General features: G+C 40.4%; 20 protein-coding genes. 8 read left to right on the forward strand and 12 right to left on the reverse strand.

Annotation, left to right across the window (positions count from 1 at the left end):
* Nucleotides 1-45: 45 nt before the first annotated feature.
* A complete protein-coding gene (locus NSQ52_RS09815; protein ID WP_144679481.1) occupies nt 46-1,377 on the reverse strand; it encodes a peptidoglycan endopeptidase in 1,332 nt (443 codons plus the stop codon).
* A gap of 404 nt (nt 1,378-1,781) precedes the next feature.
* Nucleotides 1,782-2,408 (reverse strand): sporulation-specific diadenylate cyclase CdaS, encoded by a 627-nt coding sequence (gene cdaS, locus NSQ52_RS09820; protein WP_024718575.1) that lies wholly within the window; start codon nt 2,406-2,408, stop codon nt 1,782-1,784.
* 81 nt (nt 2,409-2,489) lie between these two features.
* Here cdaS and NSQ52_RS09825 point away from each other — a divergent pair, with 81 nt between their 5' ends.
* Both NSQ52_RS09825 and NSQ52_RS09830 read left to right on the forward strand, forming a co-directional pair.
* Nucleotides 2,490-2,615, forward strand: coding sequence for a hypothetical protein (locus tag NSQ52_RS09825; protein ID WP_003215647.1), 126 nt, complete (start codon nt 2,490-2,492; stop codon nt 2,613-2,615).
* A gap of 59 nt (nt 2,616-2,674) precedes the next feature.
* Nucleotides 2,675-4,039 carry an MATE family efflux transporter gene (locus tag NSQ52_RS09830; RefSeq protein ID WP_342473282.1) on the forward strand — a complete coding sequence of 455 codons (1,365 nt, stop codon included), beginning with the start codon at nt 2,675-2,677 and terminating at the stop codon, nt 4,037-4,039.
* A 21-nt stretch (nt 4,040-4,060) separates the two neighbouring features.
* On the opposite strand, the gene bshB2 is transcribed toward NSQ52_RS09830, so the two are convergent.
* From bshB2 to rarD, 4 genes are all read right to left on the reverse strand, one after another.
* A complete protein-coding gene (bshB2, locus tag NSQ52_RS09835; RefSeq protein ID WP_024718573.1) occupies nt 4,061-4,726 on the reverse strand; it encodes a bacillithiol biosynthesis deacetylase BshB2 in 666 nt (221 codons plus the stop codon).
* A 17-nt stretch (nt 4,727-4,743) separates the two neighbouring features.
* Entirely contained in the window at nt 4,744-5,094 is a 351-nt protein-coding gene (locus NSQ52_RS09840) for a YojF family protein (RefSeq protein ID WP_008346474.1), read from the reverse strand.
* Entirely contained in the window at nt 5,091-5,372 is a 282-nt protein-coding gene (locus tag NSQ52_RS09845) for a hypothetical protein (RefSeq protein ID WP_008346472.1), read from the reverse strand. Before NSQ52_RS09845 ends, NSQ52_RS09840 begins: the two co-directional genes overlap by 4 nt.
* Before the next feature lie 78 nt (nt 5,373-5,450).
* Nucleotides 5,451-6,353, reverse strand: coding sequence for an EamA family transporter RarD (gene rarD, locus NSQ52_RS09850; RefSeq protein WP_024718571.1), 903 nt, complete (start codon nt 6,351-6,353; stop codon nt 5,451-5,453).
* A 95-nt stretch (nt 6,354-6,448) separates the two neighbouring features.
* Here rarD and NSQ52_RS09855 point away from each other — a divergent pair, with 95 nt between their 5' ends.
* Nucleotides 6,449-6,922, forward strand: coding sequence for a spore gernimation protein GerT (locus tag NSQ52_RS09855; protein WP_024718570.1), 474 nt, complete (start codon nt 6,449-6,451; stop codon nt 6,920-6,922).
* Nucleotides 6,923-6,962: 40 nt separating this feature from the next.
* On the opposite strand, the gene NSQ52_RS09860 is transcribed toward NSQ52_RS09855, so the two are convergent.
* A complete protein-coding gene (locus NSQ52_RS09860; protein WP_003215921.1) occupies nt 6,963-7,181 on the reverse strand; it encodes a hypothetical protein in 219 nt (72 codons plus the stop codon).
* A gap of 75 nt (nt 7,182-7,256) precedes the next feature.
* Complete coding sequence (locus tag NSQ52_RS09865; RefSeq protein WP_008346466.1) at nt 7,257-7,589, reverse strand: winged helix-turn-helix transcriptional regulator; 333 nt, start codon at nt 7,587-7,589, stop codon at nt 7,257-7,259.
* A 141-nt stretch (nt 7,590-7,730) separates the two neighbouring features.
* Between NSQ52_RS09865 and NSQ52_RS09870 the strand changes: the two genes are divergently transcribed.
* The 3 genes from NSQ52_RS09870 (at nt 7,731) to NSQ52_RS09880 (ending at nt 10,282) form a co-directional block, all read left to right on the forward strand.
* A complete protein-coding gene (locus NSQ52_RS09870) occupies nt 7,731-8,348 on the forward strand; it encodes a nitroreductase family protein (RefSeq protein WP_017359679.1) in 618 nt (205 codons plus the stop codon).
* 237 nt (nt 8,349-8,585) lie between these two features.
* The gene (locus tag NSQ52_RS09875) at nt 8,586-8,804 is read left to right on the forward strand and encodes a DUF3311 domain-containing protein (protein WP_017359680.1); all 219 of its coding nucleotides are present in this window, start codon (nt 8,586-8,588) and stop codon (nt 8,802-8,804) included.
* Nucleotides 8,789-10,282: a sodium:solute symporter gene (locus NSQ52_RS09880; protein WP_041507073.1), complete on the forward strand. Its 1,494-nt coding sequence runs from the start codon at nt 8,789-8,791 to the stop codon at nt 10,280-10,282. Before NSQ52_RS09875 ends, NSQ52_RS09880 begins: the two co-directional genes overlap by 16 nt.
* Before the next feature lie 40 nt (nt 10,283-10,322).
* On the opposite strand, the gene NSQ52_RS09885 is transcribed toward NSQ52_RS09880, so the two are convergent.
* The gene (locus tag NSQ52_RS09885) at nt 10,323-11,708 is read right to left on the reverse strand and encodes a S41 family peptidase (RefSeq protein WP_116307015.1); all 1,386 of its coding nucleotides are present in this window, start codon (nt 11,706-11,708) and stop codon (nt 10,323-10,325) included.
* 151 nt (nt 11,709-11,859) lie between these two features.
* On the opposite strand from NSQ52_RS09885, the gene NSQ52_RS09890 reads away from it, so the two are divergent.
* Nucleotides 11,860-12,558 carry a class I SAM-dependent methyltransferase gene (locus NSQ52_RS09890; protein ID WP_342473284.1) on the forward strand — a complete coding sequence of 233 codons (699 nt, stop codon included), beginning with the start codon at nt 11,860-11,862 and terminating at the stop codon, nt 12,556-12,558.
* 92 nt (nt 12,559-12,650) lie between these two features.
* A complete protein-coding gene (locus NSQ52_RS09895) occupies nt 12,651-12,914 on the forward strand; it encodes a hypothetical protein (protein WP_024718566.1) in 264 nt (87 codons plus the stop codon).
* A gap of 49 nt (nt 12,915-12,963) precedes the next feature.
* On the opposite strand, the gene NSQ52_RS09900 is transcribed toward NSQ52_RS09895, so the two are convergent.
* The 3 genes from NSQ52_RS09900 to NSQ52_RS09910 form a co-directional block, all read right to left on the reverse strand.
* Nucleotides 12,964-13,794: a M15 family metallopeptidase gene (locus NSQ52_RS09900; protein ID WP_342473286.1), complete on the reverse strand. Its 831-nt coding sequence runs from the start codon at nt 13,792-13,794 to the stop codon at nt 12,964-12,966.
* A gap of 68 nt (nt 13,795-13,862) precedes the next feature.
* Nucleotides 13,863-14,558, reverse strand: a complete 696-nt coding sequence (gene deoD, locus NSQ52_RS09905) for a purine-nucleoside phosphorylase (protein ID WP_007500754.1) — start codon at nt 14,556-14,558, stop codon at nt 13,863-13,865.
* A gap of 110 nt (nt 14,559-14,668) precedes the next feature.
* Nucleotides 14,669-14,986 carry a hypothetical protein gene (locus tag NSQ52_RS09910; RefSeq protein WP_007500756.1) on the reverse strand — a complete coding sequence of 106 codons (318 nt, stop codon included), beginning with the start codon at nt 14,984-14,986 and terminating at the stop codon, nt 14,669-14,671.
* Between the last annotated feature and the right edge of the window lie 11 nt (nt 14,987-14,997).

The raw sequence follows: 14,997 nt of genomic DNA on the forward strand, positions 1-14,997 counted from the left end.
CAAACTGATGAGAAGGCAAACAAAAAAAGCCGAAAATCGGCTTTTTTAGAAGAAACGTTTCGCACCTAGATAGGCTTTTTTCCAATAAGGATTGCTTAAGTTTGAAATTCCTACTCCGCTGTCACTTGCATGAAGGAAATCTCCTCCACCTAGGTATAGTCCCATATGAGAAGGACCTGCTTTGTACGTTGTGAAATAAACAAAATCTCCAACTTGTGGTGTGCTGACAGGCGTCATCATATTCCAGTATCCTGCTGTACTCAATCTAGATACTGATGAAACCTTATTAATGAGATAGTAAACAAAGCCGCTGCAATCAAATCCAGCTGGTGTATTGCCGCCCCATCTGTAAGGTATGCCTGTGAGCTTTTTACCTTCTTGAATCATTGTCGTGATTTTTGCATTCATTGGAACGTCATTTTTATTATTGTTGACCGGTGTTGTTGAACCATTTGACGTAGAACCATTAGATCCAGTTGAACCGGAAGCTGTTCCGTTGATTTTTAATACTTGTCCAATTCTAAGCACATCACTTTTCAAGCTGTTTGCTGTGCGGATTGATTGAACCTGCACCTTAAACTGATTCGCAATTTTCCATAATGAATCACCTGATTTAACCGTATAAGATGTGGTTTTACTACTTGAAGACTGATTGCTGTTTGAAGGCGTGCTAGGTTGAGCAGGTGCTTTCGGCTGACTTGGTTTTGACGTCACCGTTCCTTTTACCTTCAATACTTGATTTGGATAAATCGTATCAGATTTTAGCGAGTTCAATGTTTTAATTTCACCAATCGACATATTTAACGAATTGGCAATTTTCCAAAGTGAATCGCCTAATTTCACTTTATATGTACTAGATGCTGACGACGAACTATTAGAACTCGTTGATTTGTTACTTGAGCTAGAATTAGATGTTGAGTTTGAATTTGAGGACTGGCTGCCGCTCGTTTTCGCTGTTCCAGACACTTTCAGCTTTTGTCCAGGACGAATGAGGTCACTGTTTAAGCTGTTCAAACTTTTCAAACTTGCAACTGACATTTTGTGATTCTTCGCAATCAGCCATAATGAATCCCCAAGCTTGACTGTATAGCTAGATGTTGTTGAAGCACTTGATTTCGTTGCTTTTGAACTTGTTGATGAGCTGGATTTTGAACTTTTTGCACTAGGAATCTTTAAGCTTTGTCCTGCAAAAATCATCGTCGTTTTTAATTGATTAAGAGATTGAAGTTCCGAAATACTTGTGTTGTACTGTTCGGCAATCTTCCAAAGTGAGTCACCGCTTTTCACCTTGATCGTCTGTGCTTCTGCCGGTGCAGCAATAACAGCTGAGCCTGCGATCGCTGAAACTGTGAGGCCGGTTACTACTTTTTTCTTCATAGATGAATCTCCGCCTTTCATGATTTCGTACCATAAGACTTATGTACTAGTTTTGAGTTTAGCATTTAATGGTTCTGCTTCTCTTGCACTATTTTATCTTTATTTCTATAATATTACTCGACATGAAGACGTTGGGCAATACTAAATAGGTTTTAGAGCAGCAAACTCAAAATGCTAAAACAAAGCCATATCGTTTCTATCGGCTGTTTGCTGTATTTATAAACATTTTTTAAGGAATTTTTAAGTTGACGTTTAGAAATTTGTCAAAACAAGCACGTTGCTAGTTTCATAGTTCTATTCTACATGACAAATTTTTCTGTATCAAATGACTTTTTACTTAATTGCCTGTTTTTTCTCCTCAATAAAAAAAGCACCCTTCCCAATGAAGAATGCTGTGTTCATGTTTACTTTCTGATTTCTTGATCTTTTACAGTTAACGGATAGAGGACGCCTTCTTTCGCAAACGACATTTTCCCTGTTTCTTCTGATACCACAAGAACAAGGGCATCGGTCATGCCAGAAAGTCCAATGGCTGCCCGGTGTCTTGTGCCTAGAGAAGGGCTGACTTTTTTCGAGGTGAGCGGTAGGACGTTTGCAGCGGAAACAAGCGTGTTTTCTTTCACTAAAAGGGCGCCATCATGAAGTGGGTTTCCAGGATAGAAAATGCTTTCTATTAATGATGCGCTAATTTTCGCATGGAGGTTTGTCCCTTTTTGTATATAATCCTCCACCTCATCTCTCCTTTGAATCACAATCAGTGCGCCATGCTTTTGTTTTGATAAGTTCTCAATGGCTAAAGAAAATTGAGCAAAACCTGGTGTGAATTCTTCCATATATGCTTGTAAATAAAATGAGGAAGCCTCTGCATGCATTTCATTAAACTGATCATGCAATGATTCGAGTTCACAAAGAAGGCATTGTTCCGTCTGGTCAAGTGAATCGACGATTTTCCTTGCATCCATCATAATTTGCGTTAAATGAGATTTCATTTCTAACTTAAACATCGCTTCTTCATTTGTGCGATTGATCATCTCACCATGTCCCTCCTTCTTTCGCTTGTGTCATAAAATAACAAATTGTGCACATTCTATTTGTATGGAGGTGAATTCAATATGACCATTCAAAAAGTGATTCAATATGCTTGCAGCATTTTAGGTGTTGTCAGTCTTTCTTTTATTTATGCCCAAATGTTCAAAAAAACGAAGCCCTCAAAGAAAAATAATCCGACGGAGAATTGATTTTTTTACATAGCGTGATATAATTCCTCTCGTTATTTCTGTTCAGAGAGGAACTTATGATGAGAGAAACGAATAGTATTCGAGCAAAGTTGGCACAATTTTTAACCATATTGATTCCGATTTTAATTACACAAGCAGGTCTTTCGCTCATCACATTTTTAGACACGGTGATGTCTGGAAAAGTGAGTGCAGAAGACCTAGCAGGTGTAGCCATCGGTTCGAGCATTTGGACACCTGTTTATACTGGTCTCGCTGGTATTTTAATGGCTGTTACCCCTATAGTGGCTCAGCTGATGGGAGGCGGCCGCAGGGAAGGTGTTCCTCGTGCAGTATTTCAGGCCATTTATTTATCTTTTCTTTTAAGTATCGTGGTGATTGTCATTGGATCGTTGTGTGTTCCTTTTATTTTAGGGAGACTTGGGCTTGAACCATCCGTAGAAATCATTGCCCGTCATTTTCTCAGCTTCCTTGCTATTGGGATCATCCCGCTTTTTGGTTATTCAGTCATGAGATCGTTCATTGATGCATTAGGAAAAACACGTGTGACGATGTTCATTACGTTAACCGCACTTCCTATTAATTTTGTTTTAAATTATCTCTTTATTTTTGGAAACTTTGGGTTTCCAAAGCTAGGCGGTGCAGGGGCAGGTCTTGCATCTGCGCTGACGTATTGGGCGATTTTCATCATGAGTATTTGTATTGTCATCAAAGCCGAACCGTTTGCATCCTTTCGGTTGTTTCAGACATTACCTCGCTTTAACGTTTTCCGAATGGGTCAAATACTGAAAATCGGTATCCCTATTGGGTTTGCGATCTTTTTTGAAACAAGTATTTTTGCAGCTGTCACGCTCTTAATGGGTCACTTTGATACCGTGACAATCGCCAGTCACCAAGCAGCGATGAACTTTGCTTCTATTTTATATATCCTGCCGCTTAGTATCTCAATGGCTTTAACGATTGTTGTAGGTTTTGAAGCCGGTGCCGTGCGGTATAAAGACGCAAAAAGCTACAGCTATATTGGCATTGCAACAGCTGTTTTGTTCTCATTATGTACCGCAACACTCATCTTGTTATTTAGACCTGAGATCGCTGGTTTATATACAACTGAATCAGCTGTTTTACAAATGACACAGCACTTTTTGATGTATGCGATCTTTTTCCAGCTGTCAGATGCGATCGCCGCACCAATTCAGGGAGCTCTACGCGGGTATAAAGATGTGAATTATACACTGATTGCTGCGTTTGTCTCTTACTGGGTCATCGGCCTTCCAGCTGGCTACTTGATTGGCACGTATACCTCATTTGGAGCGTTCGGTTATTGGATTGGTCTGATTACTGGGCTTGCCGCAGGTGCCATCGTCCTATTTGTTCGTCTCAGGTTGATTGAAAGACGTATGCATTCTGCAACAGGAAAAGGCAGCTGACTTCAGTCAGCTGCCTTTCATTTAGTCATTCCATTGATACGTCCAGAAAATTTCTTCATCAAACCATTTTTGAACGACTGGTTCTTTGTTTTTCAACTTTTGTTCAAGCTCTCTTAGCATGCCTTCTGTTTGTGTTCTATGCGCTCTTAGTGCATTTAATTTGATATCGGCTACATCCGTAATATCAATCACAATATCGGCATTTCCTAGCACTTCTTCTCGATTTTTCGTAATGGCCATACAGTATGTGACGGGACGGTCTTCTTTTTTCTTTCGGTATAGAGCACGAATGACCGCTTCACCTGTCGCGTCATGATCAGGGTGTACGCCATGACCTGGATAAAATGTGACAATAAGGGTTGGTTTCACTTCATCAATAATACTTTCCATCACATCCGCTAAATACTCATCATCTTCAAATTCCAACGTTTTATCCCGAAGACCAAGCATTCGCAAGTCTGTGACATCCATTTCTTTACATGCATTGATTAATTCCTGTTTTCTTAATTCAGGGAGTGTCTCACGGTTAGCATATGTTGGACTTCCCATATTTCTTCCCATTTCTCCAAGTGTCCCGCATGCATACGTCACTGGAATTCCACGTTTTCTGCTTTGCGCGATGAGCCCTGCGACCCCGAAGGATTCATCGTCGGGGTGAGGCAGCATCACAAGTACATGTTCGTTCATCACTGTTCCCCTCTCTCCTACACCTGAAATGGTGTTTCACTAATTTGTAATGAGATCGCTAGTTTTCCGTCTGGCAGATGTCCTGCTAACAGCAGGCGGCCTTGTTCATCAAACACGTAATCGGTTAAACCTTCTGCGTAAATCCAGCCATCTTCTGTTTTCATCCCGACACGGTATGGACCTTGTCCTTTTATTTTCGCCTGTGAATAGACGACTTTTGCGTTGCGGATATACGCCACGACCGTCATATTTTGCTCATTCACATGAGCTGAATAAGAACCAGTTGTCGTTTCAAGATGAACGAAGACTGGCCGATTTAAAAACGATTCAAGATGTGCTGTGACATCTTCCGTTTGAATTGGTTTCATGAGTGGTTCCTTCCTTCATTTTGAATTAGTTCTCGCAGCTTTTTCGTATGTAAGCTGATCAGCTGTAGTTGATGACCCTGTTCAATCGTGCTTTCTAAAATTCTTTCCACAGCGAGTACATACTTTTGATGCAATGACTTTCTTGCGCGAGGATGGGTGCGTGCATCAAGCAAATCATCTCGTATCGCCTCGTGTAATGAAGTCATATCCACTACATCAAGCTGCCGATTTTTCCATAAAGATTGATAAGCGTGTGCAAGCTCATCGACTGATGACATGTGATCACCTCTACAGTTTTGGTAACAACTTATTATGACATGATCCGCCTGCAAAAAAAAGCAAACTGCTTCGTCTCTTTAATGAGAATTCGCTGTTTTTTTCATTCGCAGTTGAGAGGTTGTAAATAGTAAAATCGCCACCCAAATACAGAGGAATGTCACGATTTTTGCTGCAGATAAGTGTTCGTGATACACAAATAGCCCCAAAAAGAGTGTAATGGTCGGTGCAATATACTGCAAAATACCAACTTGGTATAAAGGAATTCTTTTGGCTCCTTCAGAAAATAAAAGAAGCGGTACAGCTGTAAAGACACCTGCAAAAAATAATAGCCCAAGAGAGCCGAAGCTGCTCGGATTCATCGTGACAACAGGTTCTTTTAAGAAGAAGAATAAGTAAACAAGCGCAGCTGGTGCAAGAAGCAGTGTTTCAATGGTTAATCCAATGGCACTCGTAAAACTCATTCTTTTTTTAATCAGTCCATAAAACCCAAAACTAAAAGCCAATACGAAAGCCACGACAGGAAATGAGCCGTACTGAACAGTTGAGATGATGACCCCAGCTGCAGCAATGAGAATGGCGGTGGTTTGCATTTTATTCAGTCGTTCTTTTAAGAAAATGATGCCTAGTAAAACTGATACAAGCGGATTAATATAATACCCTAAACTCGCTTCCAGCATAAGATCGTGATTTACAGCCCAAATGTATACATACCAGTTGACCGAAATTAAAATAGCCGATAAAAGTAATGAAAAAAGTGCTTTTCCATCTATCATCAGACCTTTCACAGTCTGCATCGCTGGACGGACTTGCTTTAAATATAAAAGAATACCGCACATAAAAACAAAGGACCATACTATTCTGTGCGCTAAAATTTCGCCTGACGAAATATGCTCCATCAGTTTCCAATATAATGGGAACAATCCCCATAATGTAAAAGATGCAGCCGTATATAAGACACCTTTTGATTGTTGTTCGTTCAATCTAACCATTCCTTTCTAAACCTATCGTATATTATAGCACGCACATCACTTTATGGGCATATACTAATTCAGGGCATTTAGAAAGGATGATTTGCATGTTTGACTGGAACCGATTATTTCCTTTTCAAAAGCAATTTTCAAAAGAAGCGTTAAAAAATTCAGATCCTAAAGACGTTGAGCAATATGTCAATCAAGTCATGGAAAGTGTTTTCGGCTCCAATTATTCTGCTCAATTCCCCTTTCAGGATCCGCTGTCTCAGCAGCAGAAAACAAGAGAGACAGACGATAAAAAAAAGAAAGAGCCGAATGTTGAAGTATTTGAGACGACAGATCACGTGTTTGTCAAAATAGAGCTAGATCGTCCGAACACGGAAAAAGTAAAAATTAAACATACAGCCAATCTGCTGTTTATTGATCATTTTCCTGAAGAGAATAAACAAAAGAAGGTTGTCCTGCCTGCTGCTGTGAAAAGAAAAGGAACGAAGGCTTCGTATCAAGATGGCATTTTAGAAATTATGTTTTTAAAGCATGATGATCCAGGCATTTCTGAAATTGATATTCCATTATAAAAAGCCTGCTTTGAAATGGAAGCAGGCTTACTCTTTTTTCTTAATAATATGGTGGATATCCGCCGCCATAAGGTGGTGGAACAGGCGGTGGTGGTGGCGGGTAATATGGACGAGGATAATTAAAAATCGCACTTCCTAGAAATCCGCCAAGCAGTCCGCCGACTAAAGGAGCGCCAAAACCAAAAAACAAAGGGACTCTAGATTCATATGGCGGAATGCCAGGGGCACCGCCTCGAAAATACGGAGTATGAGGGTACACGCTTTTCTCCTCCTTTGTCATGTGCCTAACATCAGCATATTCATTAGGAGACAAAACGTTTGGGCAAACCTAAAACTAGGCTTGCTCCTTTTTCACATGAGATCCAGCATACTCCCCTGCCCAGCGCGATACTTCTCCGAACACACCATGTAATGCACTCCCTTTTTCGGTTAGACAATAGATGACTTTAACTGGCGTTTCAGGAAGTACAGTGCGCTTTATGATTCCTTCTTGCTCAAGCTCTTTTAAGCGTTCTGCGAGCATTTTTTGACTGATGGATGGAATAATGTCCGTCAGGTCTTTAAACCGCTTCGGACCATCAAGCAATACATGAATGATGAGACCATTCCACCTTTTGCCAAGAAGCAAAAAAGCTTGCTGAATGTTTGGACATAATTGAAATTCCATATATTTCAGCCTTTCTTTTCATAATCGTTTGACAAACTAACGGTATACAATTTAAAATATATCTCTAGTTACAATAAGTAAGTTTCTCACTTTTTTATTTATTGTACCATACTATTTGCAAAAACGGGAGGAAATATCCATATGGCGAGCGATCAAAAAACGATTGACATTTTAAAAGAAAGAGCTTCAGTAAAAGAGTATGATACAACTCATGAAATGACAAAAGAAGAGTTAACAGAGCTTCTTGATATCACAACAAAAGCACCATCTGCTTGGAACCTTCAGCATTGGCATTTCACTGTTTTCCATAGTGCTGAATCAAAAGCAAAACTTCTTCCAATTGCTTACAACCAAAAACAAGTCTCTCAAGCATCAGCTGTGATTGCTGTGCTAGGTGACCTTGAAGCCAATCTAAAGGGTGAAAAAATCTACAGTGAGCTAGCAGAACAAGGCTTCATCACAGAAGATATTAAAGAAACACTGATGACGCAAATCAATGGTGCATACCAAAGCGAGCAATATGCACGTGAAGCTGCGTATTCAAACGCTTCGTTAGCTGCTATGCAGTTAATGATTGCGGCGAAAGCAATGGGATATGATACATGCGCAATGGGCGGTTTCAGCAAAGAAGCGTACGTAAAAGAATTCAATGTGAGTGGTCGATACGAACCAGTGATGTTGATTTCTGTCGGGAAAGCAGCAAAAGAAGCTCACAAAAGCAATCGTTTTGACATCGAAGAAGTATCTGATTTCCTATAAAAAACGGCACAGTCTCAGCGTCATGCTGGGGCTTTTTTATTTGCTCTAAATATTATTTTTCCATACTTATTTTCAAGTCTTCCTTTCTCATTCTTCAGTATTTACCTCTTTTTAAAAATGAAAGCGTTATATTAGTATGATATTCATAAAAATGATTGTTTTTTCTGAAAATGGTCTTGTGATCTAATCTGACAACTGCTATTATTATGAAATTACAAAATATTAGAGGAGGAAAACATGAACAAAAAACTGATACTGGCGCTACTCATCGCGATTCCATTCATAGGACAGCTTGCACTGCTCCCCTTTGTGAATCGTATTCATCCATTTGTCATCGGGCTACCTTTTTTCCACTTCTGGCTCTTACTATGGATTGTACTCACACCCGTTTGCACATTTATCATTTACAGGATGCAACATTCAAATGGAGGAACTGACGAATGCAAGGAAACTTAACAGCTTTATTGATTACTGCAAGTATCATTTTCATCGTCGTGGTCATCGGTTTTGCCGCTGGTCGTGATAAATCATCAAGACAATCAGTCGAAGAATGGTCTGTTGGCGGGAGAAAATTTGGCGGGCTTCTCGTCTGGTTCCTTGTTGGCGCAGACTTATATACTGCCTATACCTTTTTAGGGCTCACAAGTACAGCTTATACAGCGGGAAGTGTTGCTTTTTTCGCTATCCCCTATTCCGTTCTTGCTTATTTTATTGCGTATTTCTTCTTACCAAAACTTTGGACGGTTGCAAAAAATCACAAGCTGACAACACTTGCTGATTATGCACGTGAGCGATTTGACAGTAAACTGTTATCCAGTTTGATTGCCATTGTTGGTGTACTTATGCTCATTCCATACATTTGTCTTCAGCTAAGCGGGATTCAAGATACGTTAACTGTCGCTGGAACGAGTTATATTAATGTGAATGCAGTGGTTATGATTTCATTTATTTTAGTTGCACTTTATACATTTTTCAGTGGTATTAAAGGTCCTACATATACAGCCATTATTAAAGATATTCTTGTTTGGGTGATCATGCTCTTTATGGTCGTTTCCCTCCCGATTATTCATTTTAACGGCTGGACACCAATGATGAATACGTTAGCTAAGGAGGCCCCACAGCTTCTGACGATTCCTGAAAGCGGCCCTAAAGGCATTTTGTGGTTTATTACCGCATCAGGTGTTTCTGCACTCGCATTATTTATGTGGGCTCATGCAGCAACTGGTGTTTTCACAGCCAAAAGCGCAGATGCCATCCGTAAAAACAGTATGTTTTTACCTCTTTACAACATTGTATTGATTTTGGTCATCTTCCTTGGCTTCATTGCCTTTTTAGTCTTACCGGAAGATACAAATCCAAGATTTGCTCTTCTTCATTTAATTCAGACGTCATATGGCGGCGTGATGCAGGGGCTTGCGTATTCAACGATTGCACTTGCTTCTCTCATTCCATGTTCGATCATGGCCATTGGGGCGTCGAATTTATTTGCCAATAATTTGTACCGTGATTTAATCCATCCAAATGTGTCACCTAAACGGTTAACGATCATTACACGTTCGATGGTATTTATCGTGATCGGGCTTGCTCTTTTATTCGGTATGCTGTTCCCGACTGCGCTTGTCACGCTTCAGCTGATCGGTGTTTCTGGAATGGTTCAAATTTTCCCAGCCATTGCCATCAGCTTGTTCTGGAAAAAACAATCGAGAGAAGCAACGATTGCGGGGCTCATCGTAGGAATTATCGTGACCTTTACAGCGAATATGACACAAATGACATTCGGCCTTTATGAAGGCTTTCTCGGTTTACTAGCAAACGTTGTGGTCATCCTGATTTTGAATCCATTCTTCCAGAAGAATGTCACATCTAATTCTGTGACAAGTGATTTGTTTGAAAAGAATGGGAAAACAACGGAACCTGTGGCTAACAAAGCGTAACACAAGAAAAAAAGCAGTCCCCTGATGAGGACTGCTTTTTCTATTTCATTTCTTTTTTCAACACTTCAATGGCTTTTTTCATTTGCGTATCATTTTTCTTGAGCTTATCTTGGATGTTTGTCATCAGTACCGTCGTTGTGTCCCCTGTCAGAATACCATCAGCCTTTAGATCGTGATCTGATTGGAACCTTTTCACGACCGACTGGAATGCTTGATCATATTCTCCATTGGCTTTTGCTTTGTAGCCAAGCGCTTGGAACATTTTTTGAGCCGCTTTGACTTCATCTCCATCATCATTCAGTTGATACGTCTTTTTCGGACTTAAATATGGCAGCTTCGCATAACTCGGCAGAGATGCTTTCACCTGTGGCTCAATTCCTTTTTTGTGAATCCAAGACCCGTCTGGTGTCAGCCACTTGGCAATGGTTAATTTCACACTAGAACCATCATTGTAGCTTTGGGCATTTTGAACAGTCCCTTTACCAAATGTCTTTTCTCCAACAAGTTGAATGCTGGAGGATTGGTGCAGAGCTGCCGCCATGATTTCAGCAGCACTCGCTGAACCGCCGTTTACAAGAACAACTGCCGGCTGATGAACTTTGCGTTCTTTTTCCGCTTTGTACACTTGTTTCTTTCCTTTTTCCTCAACCTGCATAATGACTTTTCCTTTATCGATAAAGTCATTGCTCATTTCAATTGCTTCTGTCATAATGCCGCCTGGATTATCTCTCAGATCAATGACAAAACCTTTTGCCCCTTTTTTCTCGAGGTCATCAATCGCTTTATCTAACTCTTTAGACGTCGTTTCAGCAAAAGACGTGATTTGGATTTCGCCAATTTTATCTTTTGTTAATTTAGCATACACCGTTTCAAGCGGGATGGTATCTCTTGTGATTGTCACATCCACATTTCCAACACCTTGTCGGTTCAAATGCAGTTTGACATCCGTTCCTTTTTTCCCTCTGATAAGAGAAACAGCTTTATTCACTGACATGCCTTTTGTACTTTTACTACCCACTTTTAAAATACGATCATGAGGTTTCAAACCAGCTTTTTCAGCAGGAGAGCCTTTAATCGGTGCGACAATTAAAATTTGTCCATCCTTCTCTTCTACTTGTGCACCAATTCCTTCAAATGAAGATGAAATGGTGTTGTTAAACCCTTCGGCTTCCTCCTGATCCATATATGTAGAGTATGGATCATCAAGTGATGCAATCATGCCTTGAATCGCACCGTCTACTAGTTTTTGATCATCCGTTTTTTCGTAATACTCGTTTTTTACCTTCGTATATGCAGCCATGAGTTTACTAAACTTCTCATCTCCTGAAACGCTGACAGCACCTTGTTTTGTGATCACAAATGTAATCGCTGAGGAAAGTGCTGCTGTCACCAGAATGGCTATCACGAACTTGAATTGTTTTTTCAAAAAAACACCACCTTTATCTCCTTTCATTATTATCAAGGACGATTCTTCATCCGTCAACCAAAGGATCAAACTTCTATTTGAAAAGATAAGCCATTTAGCCCTGCAATGCATAATCTTTAGAGAGAAACATGATAAAGAAAGAAGGGATTCCATGAGTGACTATGTAGAAATGCTTGCTTATTTTGGTGTATCAGGTGCCCATCCTGGTGGAATTGAGCTAACAAAAACGATGATTGAGCATCTTAACTTGGCGTCTGACGATCGTATACTGGATGTTGGATGCGGCACAGGACAAACAGCAGCCTATTTAGGACATTTAGGTTATGAAGTAGAGGCGATTGATACACACCCTTTGATGATTGAAAAAGCCAATCTGCGATTCGAGCGGGAACAACTACCTTTCCGTGCACAGCAAGCATCGATCGAACACCTGCCATTTGCGGATGACTCGTTCTCTCTACTGATCAGTGAATCTGTTTTAAGTTTCACCCATTTACCTGCTGCGATTGCTGAGATAAAACGGGTGCTTGCTCCTGGAAAACAATTGATCGCAAATGAGGCTGTGTTAAAAGTGCCGATTTCCTCAAAAGAACAGGCAGCCATTCGGGAGTTTTATGGGTTTCACTCCCTCTTTTCATTTTCTGAATGGAAAAGGCAGTTAGCGTCCGCAGGATTCCGTGACATTCAGATTCTCTCATTCGATGAGCACATGGTGCAGGAGGAGCCGACCGAAATGGAATTATCAGATGAAATACCACCTTCTCTTTATGATACATTACAGACACACTATGACCTGATTCAAACACACCGAGAACATCTGAGTCACCTTGTATTTGAATGCACAGTATAAAATGAGCGAATCTCCTATATGTTTTGTCCAAACTCTATGAAGTCTTTCGCATAGGATAAGAGTGAAAAGAGTTTGTCATAAGGAGGAAAAACATGGAGCGCTACTACAAACTTTGTCAGCAGCATATGGGGAAAGTAGCTAGAATTACTGATCGTCATGGCAGAGTACATGTTGGACGTATTGAGCGGGTGACAAACCGCAAAGTTTATATCCGACCAGTCGGCGGGTCCCGCGGGGGCTTAGGATTTGGCTATTACGGAGGTTATTACGGAGGCTATTATGGCTGGGGTCCAGCTTATGGCATTGGACTCGGTTTTATTACCGGCTTCGCATTAGCAGGTTTGCTCTTTTTTTAAAACGGCGTATAAAAGAAGGCCTCCCAGCTTCGGGAGGCCTTTTATTTGTTTATATTTTCTTCACTTTGTTCATGTACTCTTCGAATGTTAAATCATGATCATGCATCGCTTTTGCAGCTTCTTTCCCTACATAGCGCAGGTGCCACGGCTCATATTCATATTTCGTGATGTCTTCTTTCCCTTTTGGATAACGAATGATAAAGCCATATTTATAAGCATTTTTGGCTACCCATTTACCATCAGGTGTTTCACCAAATTTTTCAGAGATTTCAAAGCCGGCACTTTTTGAGGAAATATCCATAGCTAGACCTGTTTGATGTTCACTTTCGCCTGGTAAGGCTACGGCTTCTTGGGCTTTTTCTTTCCCTTTTAGTTTCACTTCACTATCAAAAATGACTTTTTGACGATCATAGGAACGATAGCCAGATACTGCAGCAAGCTCAAAGTTTTCCTTTTTAGCACCTTTGAATAACTTCGCAAGTGCCTCCGCTGCTTCTTTTCGAATATATCGTTTTTCAATATCCTCTGAAAAAGAGAATACCACTTTTGGTACAACGAGATCAGAAGGTTTATAGGTTCCTGGCAGTGCATATTCTTTGTTCACTAAAGCAAGCACATTTTCAGGGTTTTGAATGGTCTTCAGTCCGCTCACTACCTTGATGTCATTGAAATATTCACTCTTTAACGTCAGCTCTTGATTAGATGAATCTGCCGTATCGTTTGAGTTTTGCTGGGGTGATGAACTTGCTGCGTTCTTTTGTTCGTTTGTTTTGTTAGATTCAGTGGTACCGCTTTTCTGATCCAGCAACTGGCAGCCTGATAATGCGGCCGTCAAACCAAGAATCGATGCGATTGAGAGTATTTTATAGCTTTTCTTCATGACATACCTTCCTTTTGCTCTACTAAAAAAATAAAGATGCGCTACATCGTAGCACACCCTTTATACTATTATAAAACAGAATCTAGTGCAATTAAGATCATTTCGTCAAATGTCGTTTGACGCTCTTCAGCAGTTGTTTCTTCTCCTGTTAGCACATGATCACTCACTGTCAGAATCGACAACGCTTTTCTGCCAAATTTTGCAGCAAGCGTATAAAGAGCCGTTGTCTCCATTTCGATCGCTAGAATTCCATATTGGTCCATCAGCTCAAGTGGTTTTTCATTATAAAACTGGTCTGCTGTAAATACATTCCCAACACGCACAGCTACATTTTTCGCTTCTGCTGTGTCGTAGGCTTTTTTCAGTAAACCAAAATCAGCACATGGTGCGTAATCAATCGGTCCAAATGCCACACGGTTCATTTGAGAATCTGTTGATGAGGTTTGAGCTAAGATGACGTCACGTACATTGACATCTTTTTTGATCGCTCCGCAAGAACCAACACGGATTAAGTTTTGAACATCATAGCTTTGGATCAGCTCATTCACATAGATCGAAATAGACGGTACGCCCATTCCAGTACCTTGTACAGAAATGCGTTTTCCTTTATATGTTCCAGTATAACCATACATGCCGCGCACTTCGTTATAGCACACAACATCTTCTAAATATGTATCTGCAATATATTTCGCACGAAGCGGATCGCCTGGCAGCAATACCGTTTCTGCAATTTGTCCTTTTTCTGCTCCAATATGTACACTCATTTTTTAGCCTCCACTTACGTTTAACATGTGTTTAGTCCCATTTATTATAAACGATTGAGATCAAAAAAGAAAATACCAGCTGAAAGTAAAGCTGGCATCGTCGTTTATATTTAACTCATCGTCATTAGGCGTTCACTGCGTTTCCATCCTGCCGGAAAGAGCTGGTAGTAGCACTTCCCTTTTTTCTGGTCATCAATCACAACGATATCCCCTGTTGTGATAAACCGTGCATTGTAATCATTAGGGACTGTATCTTGTACATTAAATGTCGAGAATGCTTTTTCCAGTACATCAAGGTGTGTCCTGCCGCCAATCTTTGTCCGGTACACAGGCTGATGTCCGCTTTCTGCACCATATTCAGGTGTTTGATAAATGGTTAAGTGATAAGCTGAAGGTTTCTTTTGAAAAAATCTCAACGTCAATTGCATTCAAATCCCTC

Source organism: Bacillus sp. FSL W8-1141 (assembly GCF_038593205.1).
Lineage (GTDB): Bacteria > Bacillota > Bacilli > Bacillales > Bacillaceae > Bacillus > Bacillus altitudinis.